Origin of the sequence: Pseudomonas sp. CFSAN084952 (assembly GCF_009648855.1) — a bacterium.
Lineage (GTDB): Bacteria > Pseudomonadota > Gammaproteobacteria > Pseudomonadales > Pseudomonadaceae > Aquipseudomonas > Aquipseudomonas paracarnis.
The window spans coordinates 3,850,207-3,867,923 of the sequence record NZ_CP045767.1; the positions used below are offsets into that span (position 1 = coordinate 3,850,207).

The 17,717-nt window shown below is 61.0% G+C and carries 17 protein-coding genes; 9 read left to right on the top strand and 8 right to left on the bottom strand.

Features of this window, described 5'->3' with window-relative positions; all coding sequences use genetic code 11:
* Positions 1-4: 4 nt before the first annotated feature.
* The gene (gene rmf / locus GH769_RS17400) at positions 5-220 is read left to right on the top strand and encodes a ribosome modulation factor (protein ID WP_002553055.1); all 216 of its coding nucleotides are present in this window, start codon (positions 5-7) and stop codon (positions 218-220) included.
* A 121-nt stretch (positions 221-341) separates the two neighbouring features.
* Here the strand turns inward: rmf and GH769_RS17405 are convergent, their stop codons facing one another.
* From GH769_RS17405 to GH769_RS17425, 5 genes are all read right to left on the bottom strand, one after another.
* Positions 342-1,361, bottom strand: coding sequence for a quinone-dependent dihydroorotate dehydrogenase (locus GH769_RS17405; RefSeq protein ID WP_014719474.1), 1,020 nt, complete (start codon positions 1,359-1,361; stop codon positions 342-344).
* Between the two features lie 85 nt (positions 1,362-1,446).
* Complete coding sequence (locus tag GH769_RS17410) at positions 1,447-1,914, bottom strand: transglycosylase SLT domain-containing protein (RefSeq protein ID WP_032903099.1); 468 nt, start codon at positions 1,912-1,914, stop codon at positions 1,447-1,449.
* Positions 1,901-2,290 (bottom strand): winged helix-turn-helix domain-containing protein, encoded by a 390-nt coding sequence (locus GH769_RS17415; RefSeq protein WP_014719476.1) that lies wholly within the window; start codon positions 2,288-2,290, stop codon positions 1,901-1,903. The genes GH769_RS17410 and GH769_RS17415 overlap by 14 nt, the downstream gene beginning before the upstream one ends.
* Before the next feature lie 164 nt (positions 2,291-2,454).
* Positions 2,455-2,670, bottom strand: coding sequence for a FliM/FliN family flagellar motor switch protein (locus GH769_RS17420; RefSeq protein ID WP_003193267.1), 216 nt, complete (start codon positions 2,668-2,670; stop codon positions 2,455-2,457).
* Between the two features lie 15 nt (positions 2,671-2,685).
* Entirely contained in the window at positions 2,686-3,417 is a 732-nt protein-coding gene (locus tag GH769_RS17425; protein ID WP_032903098.1) for a secretin N-terminal domain-containing protein, read from the bottom strand.
* Between the two features lie 246 nt (positions 3,418-3,663).
* Between GH769_RS17425 and GH769_RS17430 the strand changes: the two genes are divergently transcribed.
* From GH769_RS17430 to cobA, 8 genes are all read left to right on the top strand, one after another.
* Entirely contained in the window at positions 3,664-4,863 is a 1,200-nt protein-coding gene (locus GH769_RS17430; protein WP_014719479.1) for a CmpA/NrtA family ABC transporter substrate-binding protein, read from the top strand.
* A 13-nt stretch (positions 4,864-4,876) separates the two neighbouring features.
* The gene (locus GH769_RS17435) at positions 4,877-5,452 is read left to right on the top strand and encodes an ANTAR domain-containing response regulator (protein WP_003193274.1); all 576 of its coding nucleotides are present in this window, start codon (positions 4,877-4,879) and stop codon (positions 5,450-5,452) included.
* A 272-nt stretch (positions 5,453-5,724) separates the two neighbouring features.
* Positions 5,725-6,936 carry a NarK/NasA family nitrate transporter gene (locus GH769_RS17440; RefSeq protein WP_032903097.1) on the top strand — a complete coding sequence of 404 codons (1,212 nt, stop codon included), beginning with the start codon at positions 5,725-5,727 and terminating at the stop codon, positions 6,934-6,936.
* Entirely contained in the window at positions 6,936-8,603 is a 1,668-nt protein-coding gene (locus GH769_RS17445) for a bifunctional protein-serine/threonine kinase/phosphatase (RefSeq protein WP_032903096.1), read from the top strand. Before GH769_RS17440 ends, GH769_RS17445 begins: the two co-directional genes overlap by 1 nt.
* A gap of 233 nt (positions 8,604-8,836) precedes the next feature.
* Positions 8,837-11,290, top strand: coding sequence for a nitrite reductase large subunit NirB (gene nirB / locus GH769_RS17450; RefSeq protein ID WP_032903095.1), 2,454 nt, complete (start codon positions 8,837-8,839; stop codon positions 11,288-11,290).
* On the top strand, positions 11,287-11,604 hold the full coding sequence (nirD, locus tag GH769_RS17455) for a nitrite reductase small subunit NirD (RefSeq protein WP_014719483.1): 318 nt from the start codon (positions 11,287-11,289) through the stop codon (positions 11,602-11,604). The genes nirB and nirD overlap by 4 nt, the downstream gene beginning before the upstream one ends.
* A complete protein-coding gene (locus GH769_RS17460; RefSeq protein ID WP_019820538.1) occupies positions 11,604-14,312 on the top strand; it encodes a nitrate reductase in 2,709 nt (902 codons plus the stop codon). The genes nirD and GH769_RS17460 overlap by 1 nt, the downstream gene beginning before the upstream one ends.
* A gap of 10 nt (positions 14,313-14,322) precedes the next feature.
* The gene (gene cobA / locus GH769_RS17465) at positions 14,323-15,066 is read left to right on the top strand and encodes a uroporphyrinogen-III C-methyltransferase (protein ID WP_019820539.1); all 744 of its coding nucleotides are present in this window, start codon (positions 14,323-14,325) and stop codon (positions 15,064-15,066) included.
* 60 nt (positions 15,067-15,126) lie between these two features.
* On the opposite strand, the gene GH769_RS17470 is transcribed toward cobA, so the two are convergent.
* From GH769_RS17470 to GH769_RS17480, 3 genes are all read right to left on the bottom strand, one after another.
* A complete protein-coding gene (locus GH769_RS17470) occupies positions 15,127-16,107 on the bottom strand; it encodes an OmpA family protein (protein WP_019820540.1) in 981 nt (326 codons plus the stop codon).
* A gap of 107 nt (positions 16,108-16,214) precedes the next feature.
* Positions 16,215-16,805 (bottom strand): RNA polymerase sigma factor SigX, encoded by a 591-nt coding sequence (sigX, locus tag GH769_RS17475; RefSeq protein WP_003193286.1) that lies wholly within the window; start codon positions 16,803-16,805, stop codon positions 16,215-16,217.
* An 87-nt stretch (positions 16,806-16,892) separates the two neighbouring features.
* The gene (locus GH769_RS17480; RefSeq protein WP_003193288.1) at positions 16,893-17,717 is read right to left on the bottom strand and encodes a mechanosensitive ion channel domain-containing protein; all 825 of its coding nucleotides are present in this window, start codon (positions 17,715-17,717) and stop codon (positions 16,893-16,895) included.

A 17,717-nucleotide genomic window follows, 5' to 3' on the forward strand; every position in this document is an offset into this window, starting at 1 on the left:
CCCTATGAGAAGACTTAAGCGTGATCCGTTGGAAAGAGCATTTTTACGCGGATATCAATATGGCGTTCATGGAAAATCCCGTGAGCTTTGCCCATTTACTCTACCGTCGGTACGCCAAGCCTGGATCAACGGCTGGCGAGAAGGACGCGGCGACAACTGGGACGGTATGACTGGCACTGCGGGCATCCACAGACTCAACGAACTTCACGCCGTCGGCTAATCAGGGGATTTAATTGCGACACACACATCTTTGAACTTGTAGCGACTTAACCACGCGCGCCCCATCCGGGCGGCGGGCTTCGGCCCAGGGGCTCCTTTATGGAGCCCTTTTTATTGCCTGATCAGCGCAAGGCAGCGATGGCATCCACCGACTGGCGAATCAATGCCGGGCCTTTGTAGATGAAGCCGGAGTACAACTGCACCAGGCTGGCGCCGGCCGCGATCTTCTCAGCCGCGTGTTTGCCTTCGGTGATACCGCCCACCGCGATGATCGGCAAACGCCCAGCCAACTCGGCCGCCAGCACCTTGACGATATGGGTGCTCTTGTCCCGCACCGGCGCGCCCGACAGGCCGCCGGCCTCGTCACCATGGGCCAGGCCTTCGACGCCCACGCGGCTGAGGGTGGTGTTGGTCGCAATCACCGCGTCCATCCCAGAATCCACCAGGGCCTGGGCCACCAGGACGGTTTCTTCATCGCTCATGTCCGGCGCGATCTTGATGGCCAGCGGCACACGCTTGCCATGCCGCACGGCCAGGTCTTCCTGGCGCTGGCGCAAGGCTTCGAGCAGTTGCTTGAGGGAATCGCCAAATTGCAGGCTGCGCAGCCCCGGGGTGTTGGGCGAGCTGACGTTGACGGTGACATAGCTGGCGTGGGCGTAGACCTTGTCCAGGCATATCAGGTAGTCATCCACCGCACGTTCCACGGGCGTGTCAAAGTTCTTGCCAATGTTGATACCCAGAATGCCGGTGTACTTTGCCGCCTGAACCCGCGACAGCAGATGGTCGACGCCGAGGTTGTTGAAGCCCATACGATTGATGATCGCCTCCGCTTCCGGCAGCCGGAAGATGCGAGGCTTGGGGTTGCCCGGTTGCGGCCGTGGGGTCACGGTGCCGATTTCGACAAAGCCGAACCCCAGTTGCGCAAACCCGTCGATGGCCGCGCCGTTCTTGTCCAGGCCGGCAGCCAGACCGACCGGGTTGGGGAAGTCGAGCCCCATCACCGACACCGGCACTTTCGCCGGTGCCTTGCATACCAGGCCATTGAGCCCCAGACGGCCACCGGCACCGATCAGGTCCAGGGACAGATCGTGGGAGGTTTCCGGGGAGAGTTTGAACAACAGCTGACGGGCCAGGGTATACATGGGCGGGCTAGACTCGGATGGCGGCAAAAGGTGACGCTGATTATAGCCGGGGTGGCGGCCTGCATGCGAGGCGTGCCACCTGATCTCATTGACGTTGCGCCGTCAACGCCTCATAACGCACCCAGATCCTTTCGGCGTAGCGCAGGCGTAATGCCTCACGCTGTGGCCCGGGCCCCGGCCCCACGTTGTAAGCCCCCACCGCCGTCCAGTTATAGCCAAAACGCTGGATGAACTCGGCAAGAATCGAGGCGCCTACTTCTACCGACAGGCAGGGCTCGCTCAACAGCCGTTCTTCGGTAATGCCCTGCTTGAGCAAGCGCGGCAAATGGATGCTGTTGATTTGCATCAAGCCGATATCCCGCGTGCCATTGCGGTTGGTGTAGTTCATCGCTTGCGCCCGGTAACCCGATTCGACCGAGGCGATAGCTTGCAGCAACTCCGGCTCAAGGTCGTGGCGGCTGGCCGCCTCTTCCCAGCAAAAGGCCCAGGCCTGGCTGCTGCCCATCCATACCCCGAGCACCAGGCCTTTGCCCCATGCCTTAACTCTGGACATTGCTGGCCTGACCACAGACGGCGCACACGTGCGCCACTGCCCTGGGTTGATCACCTGTGCGCACCGGGCAGGTAAAGCGATAGCCCTTGCCATAAATCGTCTTGATAAAGCCTTTGTCGGCCCTCAAGTGCTTGCGCAGGGAATAGATACACCGCGTGAGTGACTCATCGGCCACTTCCCCCCGAGGCCAGGCCAGTTCCAGCAAGCGGTCCTTGGTCATCAGCGCGCCGCCGGAAGCCAGCAGCAACCGCAGCACATGCCCCTCCTTGGGAGCCAACTGAATATCCGCCTCCACACCCGTCAACCGGCCATCGCCATGCAAGGTCCAACGAGCGAAGACCAGGGACGTCGTCGTTTCATCCATTACGACGGCCATACGCACCTCTGTAGTCGACTACTGACATTCAAATCCATACTGTGTGAACCAATTCATCTGCCATTGGCATGACTATAAAAACCGCGCCCCGTACCTGCGTTAGGAAAAAACCCATTCATTTGCCTTTTTTGGGCCGAAGCCGGTCAGATAATTCGCTCGCACCCTTATCGCGGCAGCCACTCCTGAAAGGTTTCCTGCAATTCAACCCCTAGCCGATCCTCCAACTGCACCAACTCTCCCACTGCCATCAGTTGCCCATTGACCCGCACCTCCACACAGCGGGTGACGCCTGGGTCCAAGGGCAGCACCTTCCCCGGTGCGAATGCGGCCAAACGCTTGCGGCTGATCAGTTGCTCCTGCAGCAATATTTCCAGGTGCATGGACAAACGCCTTTTTCAGGGGGAAGACTCAGGGTCCGCTCGCAGGAACGCACGTCGCACGTACTCATATTGCGCGGCGGTCAACTGAGGTGCGCCGACCAGTTGCACGTCTCCACCGACAGCCTGCGCCGGCCCCGGCGAGGCTTCATCCAGCGGCTGGGCGACATCCAACTCGGCCACCCGTTTTTCGATAACCTTCACTTGGGCAGGTGAACCCTTGATCAACAGACTGTTGGTATCCGGATAAGCCATTAACACAAGGCGGCCATCGGCCAGTTGGTCCTTCTGCGCCTGGGATAACCGAGCTTTGATCATTGAAGCCATGCCCGGTACAAGGATCCTGTTGGCACCTGCGCCCTGCAGGTGATCGTCCACGAGGACGTTGATCACTTTCACCACGCCGAATAACGACGCATGCTCTGGCACCTTGCGTGGGGGGCGGTCCATCAGTTGAGCGAGGCGCAATACCTGGTCGACATAACGGGAAGGCCCGGTTACATAGAACGTACGCGCGCCGTTTTCACGCAGGGGGTAGCGCGGCTCATCCAGCCCCGCACGCCGCATGATGCCGCGCAGCCTATTGACGGAAATATGCCGCAGCACCACCGCCGAGCTTCTCTCGTCTTCGGCGCCGTAGAGCGGCAACTCCTCGCCACGGGCCGTGGCACTGCCCAGTACCAGCACGGCGCACAGCAGCGCGCTGTACAGCCAGCGGCAATTGAGGGTTGCGAGGTAATCAGCGTGCACCGTGGGTATGCCTGGCGGTCTGGCCTGAAGAAGCGGCCATACTGCGAGGCGCACGAGGTTCAATCATGATCGAAAGCTGACGGCCTGTTGCAACCGCCCCACCCATGGCATGTGCCTTGCTTTGCACTCTGTATCAGGCTCGCACCAAAGGCGGCACGGGCCTACGGACAAAGGCGTCGTTCCCCTGCAATGGCCTATACGCCAACCAGGGAAACGGCGCTTTTTTTTAGAAAAAGGCAGGTATTGATGAACGATCCGCTGGCTTGGGTAAACGGCAGCGATGCCCCGGAAAAGAGCAGCCTGGACCTGGGGTTCATGGCCCTGACCGATTGCGCCTCGCTGGTGGTCGCCGCCACCCAGGGCTTCGCCCAACCCTACGGCCTCACACTCAACCTCAAGCGCCAGGCGTCCTGGGCCAACCTGCGCGACAAGCTGGTCAGCGGTGAATTGGACGCCGCCCACAGTCTCTACGGGCTGATCTATGCCGTACACCTGGGCATCGGCGGCGTCGCCCCCAGCCCCATGGCGGTGCTGATGGGGCTGAACCAGAATGGCCAGGGCATCAACCTGTCCCATGGCCTGCAACAGCAAGGGATGATCACTCCTGAGGCGTTGAAGCGCCATGTGCACCAAAGCCGGACAAAACTCACCTTCGCCCAGACGTTTCCCACCGGCACCCACGCCATGTGGTTGTATTACTGGCTGGCGAGCCAAGGCATTCATCCCTTGCAGGATGTGAACAGCGTAGTAGTGCCGCCGCCACAAATGGTGGCGCACCTGCAAGCCGGCCGCATCGACGGCCTTTGCGTGGGTGAACCTTGGTGCGCCAGCGCAGTGCAACAGAACCAGGGCTTTACCCTGGCGACCAGCCAGGCGATCTGGCCGGACCACCCGGAAAAAGTCCTGGGCTGCACCCAAGCCTTCGTTGACGCCTACCCCAATACCGCACGCGTGCTGGTCATGGCGATCCTGGAGGCCAGCCGGTTTATCGAGCAGAGCCGTGAAAACCGCCGCTCTACCGCCCAGTTGCTCAGTGCCCCTGAATACCTCGATGCGCCTGTGGCTTGCATCGAACCACGCTTGCTGGGGGACTATGACGATGGCCTGGGCAACCAGTGGCAAGATCCCCATGCACTGCGCTTTTTCGCCGACGGCGAGGTGAACCTGCCCTACCTCAGCGATGGCATGTGGTTCATGACCCAGTTTCGGCGCTGGGGCTTGCTGCGTGAAGACCCGGACTACCTGGGCGTCGCCCGGCAGGTGCAGCAACTGGCGCTGTACCGCCAGGCGGCCGAGACGCTGGGCATTACCCCGGGCAACTCGGACATGCGCCGCAGCCAGTTGCTCGACGGCAAGACCTGGGACGGCAGCGATCCCGCCGGCTATGCCCGCAGCTTCCACCTTCACGCCTTGGCCGATGACGCCAATCGCCAAGCGCTGCGCTGACAGGAGCCCGACGATGCTGCGAATCCTGTTGATCAACGACACCCCGCGTAAAGTCGGGCGCCTCAAAGCCGCATTGACCGAGGCCGGCTTTGAGGTGATCGATGAGTCCGGCTTGACCATCGACCTGCCCGCACGCGTCGAAACAGTGCGTCCTGATGTGATCCTGATCGATACCGAGTCACCCGGGCGCGATGTGATGGAGCAAGTGGTGCTGGTCAGCCGCGATCAGCCCCGGCCCATCGTGATGTTCACCGACGAGCACGACCCGAATGTGATGCGCCAGGCCATCAAGTCCGGCGTCAGTGCCTATATCGTCGAAGGCATCCAGGCCCAGCGCCTGCAACCGATCCTCGATGTGGCCATGGCGCGCTTCGAGAGTGACCAGGCCCTGCGCGCCCAGCTGCATGCCCGCGACCAGCAACTGGCCGAACGCAAGCGCATCGAGTTGGCCAAGGGCCTGCTGATGAAAATGAAAAGCTGTAACGAGGAAGAGGCCTACACCCTGATGCGCCGCCAGGCCATGAGCCGTCAACAGAAACTGATCCAGGTGGCGGAGCAGATTATTGCCATGAGCGAGTTGCTCGGCTGATCTGGCTCAGCTTGATGGTTCCCACGCTCCTGCGTGGGAACGCCGCCAGGGACGCTCCGCGTCCCGCCATGCGCCGCTGATGACGCAAAGCGCCAGAGGTCCAAGCGACAGGTGTGAATAATTCGGGTTGGCGCAGGATTTGCTAAGCATTCACCACAGGTAGCCAACGGCGGTTGCCCCCTCACGACAAAGACGTCGCCCACCCGGTTTGCCCTTGCGAACCCGGTGGCGGCGTTTTTTCGTTTCTAGACCCCCAACCGTTGAGGTGCGTGATGAAATCAAGCTTCTGGAAATCCGGGCACACCCCGACCCTGTTTGCCGCGTTCCTGTATTTCGACCTGAGCTTCATGGTCTGGTACCTGCTGGGCCCCCTGGCGGTGCAGATTGCCGCTGACTTGCACCTGACCACCCAACAGCGCGGCCTGGTGGTGGCCACCCCGATCCTGGCGGGCGCGGTGCTGCGCTTTTTGATGGGAATGCTGGCCGACAAGCTGTCGCCCAAGACCGCCGGGCTGATTGGCCAGGTGATTGTGATCGTGGCGCTGTTCTGCGCCTGGAAACTGGGGATCCACAGCTACGAACAAGCGCTGCTGCTGGGCATGTTCCTGGGCATGGCCGGTGCGTCCTTCGCCGTCGCCCTGCCCTTGGCATCACAGTGGTATCCGGCGGAGCACCAGGGCAAGGCCATGGGCATCGCCGGCGCCGGTAACTCCGGCACCGTGTTTGCGGCGTTGCTGGCGCCCGTGCTGGCGGCCGCCTTTGGTTGGAGCAATGTATTCGGCTTTGCGCTGATCCCACTGGTGCTGACCCTGATCGTATTCGCCTGGCTTGCGCGCAATGCGCCTGAACGGCCGAAAGCCAAATCCATGGCCGATTACTTCAAGGCCCTGGGCGACCGCGACAGCTGGTGGTTCATGTTCTTTTACAGCGTGACCTTCGGCGGCTTTATCGGCCTGGCCAGCGCCCTGCCCGGCTACTTCAACGACCAGTACGGCCTGAGCCCGGTGACCGCCGGCTATTACACCGCCGCCTGTGTGTTCGGTGGCAGCCTGATGCGCCCATTGGGTGGCGCCCTGGCAGACCGGTTCGGCGGGATCAAGACCCTGCTCGGCATGTACAGCGTGGCGGTGATCTGCATTGCGGCAGTGGGGTTCAACTTGCCCAGTTCCTACGCCGCGCTGGCACTTTTCGTCTGCACCATGCTCGGCCTGGGCGCTGGCAATGGGGCGGTATTCCAACTGGTGCCACAGCGTTTTCGCAGTGAGATCGGCGTCATGACCGGCCTGATCGGCATGGCCGGCGGCATCGGTGGCTTCGCCCTTGCGGCGGGCATGGGCGCCATCAAGCAGAGTACTGGCAGCTATCAACTGGCCCTGTGGTTGTTCGCCAGCCTCGGTGTGCTGGCCTGGTTCGGCCTGCATGGGGTGAAACGGCGCTGGAGAACCACCTGGGGTTCGGCCGCCGTGACCGCCGCCCGCGTCTGATGAGCTTACAACTGAGCATCGCCCAGGCCAGTGCCATCGGCCCGCGTAGCGAGAACCAGGATGCGCTGCGGGTGGTCACGCCCATGGCGGAACTGGCCGCGAGCAAAGGCTACCTGTGCGCGCTGGCCGACGGCGTCAGCCAGTGCGCCGACGGCGGCCTGGCCGCACGCTCGACCTTGCAGGCGCTGGCCGTGGACTACTACGCCACGCCGCAGACTTGGGGCGTGGCCCAGTCGCTCGAACGTCTGTTGGTCGCGCAGAATCGCTGGTTGCAAGCCAACGGCGGCGGCCAACCGTTGCTCACCACCCTCAGCGCCCTGGTGTTTCGCGGCCAACGCTTCACCCTGGCCCATGTCGGTGATTGCCGGGCGTATCGTTGGCTTGACGGCGAGTTGCAACGCATCAGCGAAGACCATGTGTGGGAACAACCGGGGATGCAGCATGTGCTCAAGCGCGCCCTCGGCCTGGATCAGCACCTGGTGCTGGACTTCCTCGATGGTCCATTGCGCGAGGGCGAGTGTTTCCTGCTGCTCAGCGACGGGGTATGGGCCACGCTGGGCGATCACAGCATCGGTGCGATCCTGCGCGAGCAAAGCGACCTCGACCTGGCCGTCAACACCCTGGTCAGCGCCGCCCACCTGGCGGGTAGCCAAGACAATGCCAGCGCCTTGCTGGTGCGCATCGATCAACTCGGCGCGGCCACCCTCGGCGACGCCCTGGTGCAGTTGCAGCAATGGCCACTGCCGCCACCGCTGAAAGTCGGACAAATCTTTGAAGGCTGGCAGGTGCAAAGCGTGCTGGCGCAGAGTCGGCAGTCGTTGCTGTACCGCGTGCACGACGCCCAGGGGCACCCCTGGCTGCTCAAGACCTTGCCGTTGCGTTGCGACGATACCGATGCGGCCCAGGCCTTGTTATCGGAGGAATGGTTTCTGCGCCGGGTCGCCGGCCGTGCCTTTCCCGAAGTGCATGCCGCCAGTGGCCGTCAGCATTTGTACTACGTGATGCGCGAATACGCCGGGCAAACCCTGGCCCAACTGTTCCAACAACAGGGCCCTCTTCCGTTGGCACAATGGCAGTCGATTGCAGAAAGCTTGCTGCGCGCCGTGGGCCTGCTGCATCGCCGGCAGATCCTGCACCGCGACATCAAGCCGGAAAACCTGCTGCTGGGAGAAGATGGCGAACTGCGAGTGCTGGACTTCGGCCTGGCCTATTGCCCCGGGCTCTCCGAGGACCGTGCCCACCTGCTGCCCGGTACCCCAAGTTTTATCGCACCCGAGGCGTTCGCTGGCGAGCAGCCTACGGTACAACAGGATTTGTATAGCGTCGGCGTGACCTTGTATTACCTGCTGACCGGGCATTACCCCTACGGTGAAATCGAGGCCTTCCAACGGCCCAGGTTTTCCCAACCCGTCAGCGCCAGCCGTTATCGCCCCGACTTGCCGGAGTGGTTGCCGCACAGTCTGGAACGAGCGCTGTTCGCTGTCCCGGGCCAACGCTATGAAACCGCCGAAGAATGGCTGTTGGTGCTGGAGCAGGCCGACCGCCGCGAATTGAGCCTACGCCCACGGCCTTTGCTCGAACGCGAACCCTTGAAAGTCTGGCAGACCCTGGCGATGGCCTCGCTTTTGCTCAATCTGGTGCTGTTGTACTGGTTGATGCACCACTAACGGGCAGAATCCGCCGACTCTCTGTGTAAACGCCCAGTAAAACTGGGGCTATAGGGACTTGGCACAGCTGCTGCATTAGCTTTGCCAACACCCCACATATAGCCGCTCCTTCAACGACGAAGGGCCGAGCTTCCCGAGAGAACGGGACCAGGACAAAGGCGTCCTCGCTAGCTGACTAGCGGGGATGCCTTTTTTGTTTGCGCACGATTTGTCGAGCCATTGCGGAGAACGACATGAAAAAACTCAAACTGGTGATGATCGGCAACGGTATGGCCGGGGTTCGCACCCTGGAAGAACTGCTCAAGCTGAGCAACGAGCTGTACGACATCACCGTGTTCGGCGCCGAGCCTCACACCAACTACAACCGCATCCTGCTGTCGCCGGTACTGGCCGGTGAGCAAACCTTCGAAGAGATCGTGCTCAACGACCTGGATTGGTACCTGAACAATAACGTCAAACTGCTGCTCAACCGCAAAGTGGTGCAGATCGACCGGGTCAAGCGCAAAGTCATCGCCGAAGACGGCACCGAGGCCGAATATGACCGCCTGCTGATCGCCACCGGGTCCACGCCGTTTATCCTGCCGATTCCCGGCAACACGTTGCAGGGTGTGATTGGCTACCGTGACATTGCCGATACACAGGCGATGATCGACACCGCCAAGACCCACAAGCATGCGGTGGTGATCGGCGGCGGCCTGCTCGGCCTGGAAGCGGCCAACGGCTTGATGCTGCGCGGCATGCACGTGACGGTGGTGCACATCGGTGAATGGCTGCTGGAGCGGCAACTGGACAAGACCAGCGGCCAGCTACTGCAAACCGAACTGGAAAGTCGCGGCATGGTGTTTCGCCTGTGCGAGCAGACCCAGGCCCTGCACGATGCCGGCAATGGCCGCGTAGGCTCGGTGCAGTTCAAAAATGGCGACATCATCCCGGCCGACCTGGTGGTGATGGCTGCCGGCATCCGCCCCAATACCGAACTCGCGGAAAAGTCCGGCATCCCTTGCAACCGTGGGATCCTGGTCAACGACACGATGCAAACCTACGACCCGCGTATCTATGCGATCGGTGAATGCGCCAGCCATCGCGGCATCGCCTATGGCCTGGTGGCACCCTTGTTCGAACAGGCCAAGGTCTGCGCCAACCACCTGGCCCAATTGGGCTTTGCCACTTACAAGGGCTCGGTGACCTCCACCAAGCTGAAAGTCACCGGCATCGACCTGTTCTCCGCTGGCGACTTCATGGGCGGCGAAGGCACCGAGACCATCACGCTCTCCGACCCGATTGGCGGCGTGTACAAGAAGCTGGTGATCAAGGACGATATCCTGGTCGGCGCCTGCCTGTACGGCGATACCGCCGATGGCGGCTGGTATTTCCGCCAGATCCGTGAGAACCACGCCATCGGTGAAATCCGCGATCATCTGATGTTCGGTGAAAATGCACTCGGCGATGTCGGCCACCAAGGCCAGGACAAAGCCATGAGCATGGCCGACAGCGCCGAAGTCTGCGGCTGCAACGGCGTGTGTAAGGGCACCATCGTCAAGGCGATCCAGGAACAAGGGCTGTTCAGTGTCGATGAGGTGAAAAAACACACCAAGGCCGCCAGTTCCTGCGGCTCCTGTGCCGGGCTGGTCGAGCAGATCCTGATCAACACCGTGGGCGGCGCCGCCGACGTCAAACCCAAAAGTGAAAAAGCCATCTGTGGCTGCAGCGACCTCAACCACGGGCAGATCCGCCAGGCCATCCGCGAGCAGCACCTGCTGACCATCGACAGCACCATGCGTTACCTGAACTGGCGCACCCCCAATGGCTGCGCCACCTGCCGCCCGGCGCTCAACTATTACCTGATCTCCACCTGGCCCGGCGAAGCCAAGGACGACCCGCAATCGCGGCTGATCAACGAACGGGCCCACGCCAATATTCAAAAAGACGGCACCTATTCTGTGGTGCCACGGATGTGGGGCGGCGTGACCAACCCCTCGGAGCTGCGCCGCATCGCCGATGTGGCCGACAAGTACAACGTGCCGATGGTCAAGGTCACCGGCGGCCAGCGTATCGACTTGCTCGGTATCAAGAAGCAGGACTTGCCTGGGGTATGGAAGGACCTGGATATGCCGTCCGGGCATGCCTATGGCAAATCCATCCGTACCGTCAAAACCTGTGTGGGCAGCGAGTTCTGCCGGTTTGGTACGCAGAACTCCACACAACTGGGCATCGAGCTGGAGCATGACCTGTTCAACATGTGGTCGCCCCACAAGGTCAAGTTGGCGGTGTCCGGTTGCCCACGCAATTGCTCGGAAGCGGGCATCAAGGACGTAGGCATTATCGGTGTCGACTCGGGCTGGGAGATGTACATCGGCGGCAACGGCGGGATCAAGACCGAAGTCGCGGAGTTCTTCGTCAAGGTGAAAACCGCCGAGGAAGTGCGTGAATACAACGGCGCGTTCCTGCAGTTGTACCGCGAAGAAGCCTTCTACCTGGAGCGCACCGTGCACTACCTGCAGCGAGTGGGCATGGAGCATATCAAGAAGGCCGTATTGGAAGACCCGGCGCGCCGCCAAGCCCTCAATGAGCGTTTGCAGTTCTCGTTGTCATTCGAGCAGGACCCGTGGAAGGAACGCCTGGAGCAGCCGCTGCTGAAAAAGGAATTCGACGTGATCCCCGTCAAACAACTGGAGGTCTCGCTATGAACTGGCTGGATATCTGCGCCCTCGATGAAATCAACGCCCTGGGCTCGCGCATCATCAGCGGGCCCAAAGGTGACATCGCGATTTTTCGCACCAGTGACGATGAAGTCTTTGCCCTCGACGACCGCTGCCCGCACAAGGGCGGGCCGCTGTCCCAAGGCTTGATCTACGGCAAGCGCGTGGCCTGCCCGCTGCACAACTGGCAGATTGACCTGGCGACTGGCCAAGCCCAGGCCCCGGATATCGGCTGCGCCCACCATCATCAGGCCCGGGTCGAAAACGGCCGGGTGATGCTGGCCCTGCGGGACGCGGGTTGATGAACCGCCAGACCACCGCGTCCACCTGCTGTTATTGCGGGGTGGGCTGCGGCGTGCTGATCGAGCATGACGGCGAACAGATCCTGGGGGTGCAAGGCGACCCCAGCCATCCGGCCAACTTCGGCAAGTTGTGCAGCAAAGGTGCCAGCCTGCACTTGACCGGCGACGTGAGCGCCCGCGCCCTGTACCCGCAATTACGCTTGGGCAAAGCACTGGCACGCACTCGCACCGACTGGGACACCGCCCTGGAACACGCGGCCAACGTGTTTGCCGAGACGATTGCCGAACACGGGCCCGACAGCGTGGCGTTCTATATCTCCGGGCAACTGTTGACCGAGGACTACTACAGCTTCAACAAGTTGGCGCGGGCGTTGGTGGGCACTAATAATATCGACAGTAACTCCCGGCTGTGCATGTCTTCGGCAGTGGTCGGCTACAAGCGCAGCCTGGGCGCCGATGCGCCGCCGTGCAGCTATGAAGACCTGGAAAACAGCGACTGCGTGATGATCGTCGGCAGCAATATGGCCTACGCCCATCCGGTATTGTTCCGGCGCCTGGAGCAAGCCAAGGCGCAACGCCCGCAGATGAAAGTGCTGGTGATTGACCCTCGGCGTACCGACACCTGCGACTTGGCCGACCTGCACCTAGCGATCTTGCCGGGCACGGATGTGGCGTTGTTCCACGGCATTTTGCATCTGTTGCTGTGGGAAGACTGGGTCGACCGCGCGTTTATCCAGGCCCACACCGACGGCTTGGCCGAACTTAAGCGCCTGGTGCATGACTACACGCCGCAGATGGTCACGCAGCTATGCGGCATCAGCGTCGAACAGTTGCGCCTGTGCGCGCAGTGGGTGGGCACCTCCAGCAGCTTTCTGTCGCTGTGGTGCATGGGGCTTAACCAATCCACCGCCGGCAGCGCCAAAAACAGTGCACTGATCAACCTGCATTTAGCCACGGGGACCATTGGCCGGCCGGGCTGCGGGCCGTTTTCCCTGACCGGCCAACCGAACGCCATGGGTGGGCGCGAAACCGGCAGCCTGTCCAATTTGCTGCCGGGCCACCGCGAAGCGGCCAACCCTGAACACCGCGCTGAAGTGGCGGCCTATTGGGGCGTGGAACAACTGCCCGCGACCACCGGCCTTACCGCCATCGAACTGTTTGAACAGGTGCAGGCGGGGAAGATCAAGGCGTTGTGGATCGCCTGTACCAACCCGGCCCAATCGCTGCCCGACCAGAACGCGGTGCGCGCCGCTTTGGCAGCGTGCCCGTTCGTGGTGTTGCAGGAAGCCTTTCGTACCACCGAAACCGCCGCCTATGCCGACCTGCTACTGCCCGCCGCCAGTTGGGGTGAAAAAGACGGCACGGTGACCAACTCCGAGCGACGTATTTCCCACGTGCGCCGCGCCATCAACCCACCGGGTGAAGCACGCGCGGATTGGGCGATCACCGTGGATTTCGCACAACGCCTGGAGCGCCGTCTACGGCCGGGGTTGCCGAGCCTGTTCGCCTTTGAGCACGCGGCGCAGCTGTTTGATGAATTCAAGCCACTGACTCAAGGCCGTGACCTGGATATGTCCGGCATCAGCCACGCCCTGCTCGACCAGCTCGGCCCGCAGCAATGGCCGTTTCCCGAGGGTGCGCAAGCGGGTACGTCGCGCTTGTACACCGACGGCATTTTCCCCACTGACACTGGGCGGGCGCAGTTTGTCGCCGAGCCTTATCGCGCCGCCAAGGAACAGCGCGATGCGCGATTTCCCCTAACCCTGATCACCGGTCGCCTGCGTGATCAATGGCATGGGATGAGCCGCACCGGCACGGCAGCGCAGTTGTTCGGGCACGTCAGTGAAGCATTGTTGAGCCTGCATCCGGATGAGCTACGCCGCCACCGCTTCAAAGAGGGTGACCTGGTCAGCCTGAAAAGCCGTCGCGGCAGCGTGATCGTCGCCGTCGGCAGCGATGACAGTGTGCGTCCCGGCCAAGCGTTCCTGCCCATGCACTGGGGCGACCGCTTTCTCAAGGGCGGCGTCAATACCCTCACTCAACCGGCGTTCGACCCTTTGTCCAAGCAGCCGGAGCTCAAGCACAGCGGCGTGCGCCTGGAAGCCGTGCAACTGCCGTGGCAGCTGTTTGCGCTGATCGAAGGCGATGTACAGCAACACTTCGAAGCCTTGCGCCCACTGTGTGAAACCTTTGCCTACGTCAGCCTGAGCCTGGCTGGCCGTGAACGCCCCGCGCTGCTGGTGCGCGCCGCGCATACCGAGGCGCCCGACCTGCAACTCTTGACCCGTATCGACCACCTGCTGGGCCTCAACGACGGCCCGGTAATGGCCTATGACGACCCGCGCCGCTCAATCGGCAAGCGCGTGAAGATCGAGAAAGGCCGCATCACCGCCCTGCGCCTGGCCGGCGAAACCCTGGCCCGTCACTGGCTGCAAAGCCTGTGGCTGGAAGGCCGGGCCGACGAGCAACTGCGGCGCTGGTTGCTGGCGCCCTTGAGCGCGCCACCGGGCGGTACCACGGCCAGCAACAAGATTGTGTGCAACTGCAAGAACGTCAGCGAAAACGCCGTATGTGCCGGTATCGGCAGCGGCCTGGACCTGGATGGCCTCAAACAGGCCCTGGGCTGCGGCACCCAATGTGGCTCCTGCGTGCCGGAAATCAAACGTCTTTTGGCCAGCAACTCGCAGCCAATCGCCATCAGTGTGTAAGGGGAACAACATGAGCGCAAAAGTGTGGCTGGTAGGCGCAGGTCCGGGTGACCCGGAGTTGCTGACCCTGAAAGCGGTCCGGGCCCTGCAGGCAGCGGACGTCGTGCTGATTGATGATCTGGTCAACCCGGCAGTACTGGAACACTGCACCAGCGCTCGGGTGATTACCGTCGGCAAGCGCGGGGGATGTCGTTCTACCCCGCAGGATTTCATTCACCGCCTGATGTTGCGTTATGCACGCCAGGGCAAGTGCGTAGTACGCCTTAAAGGCGGTGACCCGTGTATTTTTGGCCGCGGTGGCGAGGAGGCAACCTGGCTGCGCGAGCGTGGTGTCGAGGTGGAATTGGTCAATGGCATCACCTCAGGGCTGGCCGGAGCAACCCAGTGCGATATCCCGTTGACCTTGCGCGGGGTGAGCCGTGGAGTGACCTTGGTCACCGCGCATACCCAGGATGACAGTAGCTTGAACTGGCGTGCGCTGGCGGAGGGTGGAACCACGCTGGTGGTGTATATGGGTGTGGCGAAGCTGGAAGAAATCCGCGAACAGCTGCTCAACGGCGGCATGGCTGCGGATATGCCGGTGGCAATGATCGAAAACGCTTCATTGCCCCAGCAACGCGAATGCCGCAGCTCCTTGGCGGCCATGCATGAAGCGGCAAAAACCTTTGCGCTGAAGAGCCCGGCCATCCTGGTGATTGGCCAGGTTGCCGGCGCCGCACAGATGGCTAGCATCGCCGCTGCGGCAAGCGCCTGAGGCAAATCGCAGGCGAAAAAAAGCCCGGCCTGAGCCGGGCTTTTCTTTACTACTCAGTAATTACTGAGCGGTAGCTTCAACCGACGCTTCTACGCGACGGTTAACAGCGCGACCAGCTTCAGTTGCGTTGTCAGCAACTGGGCGGGATTCGCCGTAACCAACAGCAGTTACACGGCTAGGAGCAACGCCGTCTTTAACCAGGACTTGCTTAACAGCGTCAGCACGACGCTGGGACAGCTTCTGGTTGTAAGCGTCTGGACCTACGGAGTCAGTGTGACCAGCAACTTCTACGTTGGTAGCTGGGTACTGAGCCATGAAGTCGGCCAGGTTTTTAACGTCGCCGTAGCTGTTAGGCTTAACAACGGCCTTGTCGAAGTCGAACTTAACGTCCAGCTCAACACGAACAACCTGAGCAACCGGAGCTTCTGGCTCTGGAACTGGCTCTGGAGCTGGTGCTGGGGTAGGAGCTGGAGCAGCTGCGCCAGCGTTACCGCCGAAGTTCACGCCCAGGCCAACCAGTGCGGAGTAGTCCCACTTGCCGTTGTCCAGACCGTAGTCAGCTTCAACACCAGCACGAGCGTACAGGTTGTTGGTGAAGTAGTACTTCACGCCGGTACCGATGGTAGCGAAAGTGGTCTGGTCGCGACCGCTGTGGCCGTCAGCCTGAACGTTGGTACGGCTCTGGTGGCCGAAACCGCCTTCAACGTATGGACGCAGGCTATCAACGCCAGCCTGACCGAAGTGGTACTGAGCAACGAGGCTGCCAGTGTCACCTTTGATCTTCTGGTTGCCAGTGCCGTCGTTCGAACGGGTGTGGTTGGTCTTGTCGTACGACAGATTCAACGACAGATCGTCGGTCAGGAAGTAACCAATGCGAGCGCCTGGGTTGAAGCCGTCTTCGATGTGCTTAACGCTATCGTTGTACTGCTTCTTGTAGAACAGCTCGCCTTCAACTGCGCCTTGGCCTTGTGCCAGAACGCCGAAAGAAGTAGCGGCAATAAGAGAACCAATGGCCAAGCCCAAGGTGTTTTTCAGTTTCATCCGTTAAATCCCCATCTGGTGATTGTAAAGCAGTCCCACAAACCGGGGGACAACTCGGCGACAAGTCTAACAGAACTTGCCTACACGTAAGAGATATTTGCTACGCACTAAGTTTCAGTCTCGCCCGCAAATTTCTCACGTAATTTATCAAGAGCACGCTTGTACCGCATTTTTGTAGCACTCAAACCCATATGCATGATGTCAGCGATTTCCTGAAATTCCAGCTCTGCGACAAATCGAAGCACCAGAATTTCGCGGTCAATCGGGTTCACATGCACCAACCAGCGATCAAGTCCGCCCTTTTCCTCGGGTGCCGGCGCCTTCTCTTCAGACGCCTCCTCAAGGGGGTCCAGACTCAAAGCGTCCATCAAGCGACGCTTTCGCCGTTCCTTCCGATACTGCGTGATGCACTCGTTGTAGGTGATGCTGTACAGCCAGGTCTTGAACTTCGATTTGCCCTCGAAGTTCTTCAGGCCGTATAGCACCTTGAGCATCACTTCCTGACAGACATCATCCGCGTCTCTATCGTTCCCCAAATACCTTGAACAAACGTTGAACAGAGTGCGTTGATACCTGCGCATCAATTCTTCGTACGCGCGTGTTACGTGAAACAGCTCCGTGTGCGAGCGCGCGACCAACTCCTCATCAGAGAGCTCACGGGGGTCATAGCGCGTGGACAGCGTTTGGGCTTTATTCAAAACAAGTCGTGCCGACAGTCAGGTCAATGTCCGCTGCAACCCGGTCACCCGGGTTTGCGGCGGCGTACATTAGCAGGATTTGCCGGATTAGCGGCTACTGACCTGCTGCTCCAGGAGAATCCGGTTGGACAGCGACACCAGTTCCCCGTCATCGGTCAGCACGGTCGTCTTGACTGTGCCGATCTCCTCGATTTGCCCTTCGACCTCGCCCACACGCACCTGTTGCCCAACTTGATACAGCTCACGCACATAGATTCCCGCAAGAATCTGACCGGCAATTTCCCGGCTTCCCAACCCCATGGCCAGCGCAACTGCCAGACCAACGGTAATCAAAACAATCACAATCACGTGGTTGAGCAGGTCAGTTTTGACCTCCAACTGGCTGATCGCGACGGAAATACTGATGATGATCACCAGCCCCTGGGCAATTCGTCCCAGGCCCGCTGCGTAGTCCAACCCCACGCCTTCGGCGGCCCCGCGCACCAGCCCGTTGGCCAGTTGCGCGAGTAGAACCCCCACCAGCAGCACCAGCGCGCCGCCGAAAACTTTCGGCAAATACAGTGCCAGCATGTCGAGCGTAGCTGAAACTCGCTCAAGTCCAAGGGACTGCGCTGCAGAAACCAGAAAAATAAGTAGAACGAACCAATAGACGATCTTGCCGATCAGGGTCGAAATCGGTACTTGCAACCCCGCGCGGCCGAGCAATTTGGTCAGGCCAGTGCCAGCCATCAGGCGATCGAGCCCCAGTTTGGCGAGCAATTTGGACAGCAGGGTATCGAGCAGCTTGGCCACGACAAAACCCAGCAATACCAGGACCAGGGCACCAAACAGGTTGGGAATGAAATTCGCCACCTTGGTCCACAATGCGGTCATCGCGGTGACCAGGCTCTGGGTCCAGAGATCAAGTTCCAT

Bases quoted from the DNA above. Each gene is read 5' to 3' on its own strand.
- rmf (WP_002553055.1), top strand. From the start codon at position 5: ATGAGAAGACTTAAGCGTGATCCGTTGGAAAGAGCATTTTTACGCGGA.
- GH769_RS17405 (WP_014719474.1), bottom strand. From the start codon at position 1,361: ATGTATACCCTGGCCCGTCAGCTGTTGTTCAAACTCTCCCCGGAAACC.
- GH769_RS17410 (WP_032903099.1), bottom strand. From the start codon at position 1,914: ATGTCCAGAGTTAAGGCATGGGGCAAAGGCCTGGTGCTCGGGGTATGG.
- GH769_RS17415 (WP_014719476.1), bottom strand. From the start codon at position 2,290: ATGGCCGTCGTAATGGATGAAACGACGACGTCCCTGGTCTTCGCTCGT.
- GH769_RS17420 (WP_003193267.1), bottom strand. From the start codon at position 2,670: ATGCACCTGGAAATATTGCTGCAGGAGCAACTGATCAGCCGCAAGCGT.
- GH769_RS17430 (WP_014719479.1), top strand. From the start codon at position 3,664: ATGAACGATCCGCTGGCTTGGGTAAACGGCAGCGATGCCCCGGAAAAG.
- GH769_RS17435 (WP_003193274.1), top strand. From the start codon at position 4,877: ATGCTGCGAATCCTGTTGATCAACGACACCCCGCGTAAAGTCGGGCGC.
- GH769_RS17440 (WP_032903097.1), top strand. From the start codon at position 5,725: ATGAAATCAAGCTTCTGGAAATCCGGGCACACCCCGACCCTGTTTGCC.
- GH769_RS17445 (WP_032903096.1), top strand. From the start codon at position 6,936: ATGAGCTTACAACTGAGCATCGCCCAGGCCAGTGCCATCGGCCCGCGT.
- nirB (WP_032903095.1), top strand. From the start codon at position 8,837: ATGAAAAAACTCAAACTGGTGATGATCGGCAACGGTATGGCCGGGGTT.
- nirD (WP_014719483.1), top strand. From the start codon at position 11,287: ATGAACTGGCTGGATATCTGCGCCCTCGATGAAATCAACGCCCTGGGC.
- GH769_RS17460 (WP_019820538.1), top strand. From the start codon at position 11,604: ATGAACCGCCAGACCACCGCGTCCACCTGCTGTTATTGCGGGGTGGGC.
- cobA (WP_019820539.1), top strand. From the start codon at position 14,323: ATGAGCGCAAAAGTGTGGCTGGTAGGCGCAGGTCCGGGTGACCCGGAG.
- GH769_RS17470 (WP_019820540.1), bottom strand. From the start codon at position 16,107: ATGAAACTGAAAAACACCTTGGGCTTGGCCATTGGTTCTCTTATTGCC.
- GH769_RS17480 (WP_003193288.1), bottom strand. From the start codon at position 17,717: ATGGAACTTGATCTCTGGACCCAGAGCCTGGTCACCGCGATGACCGCA.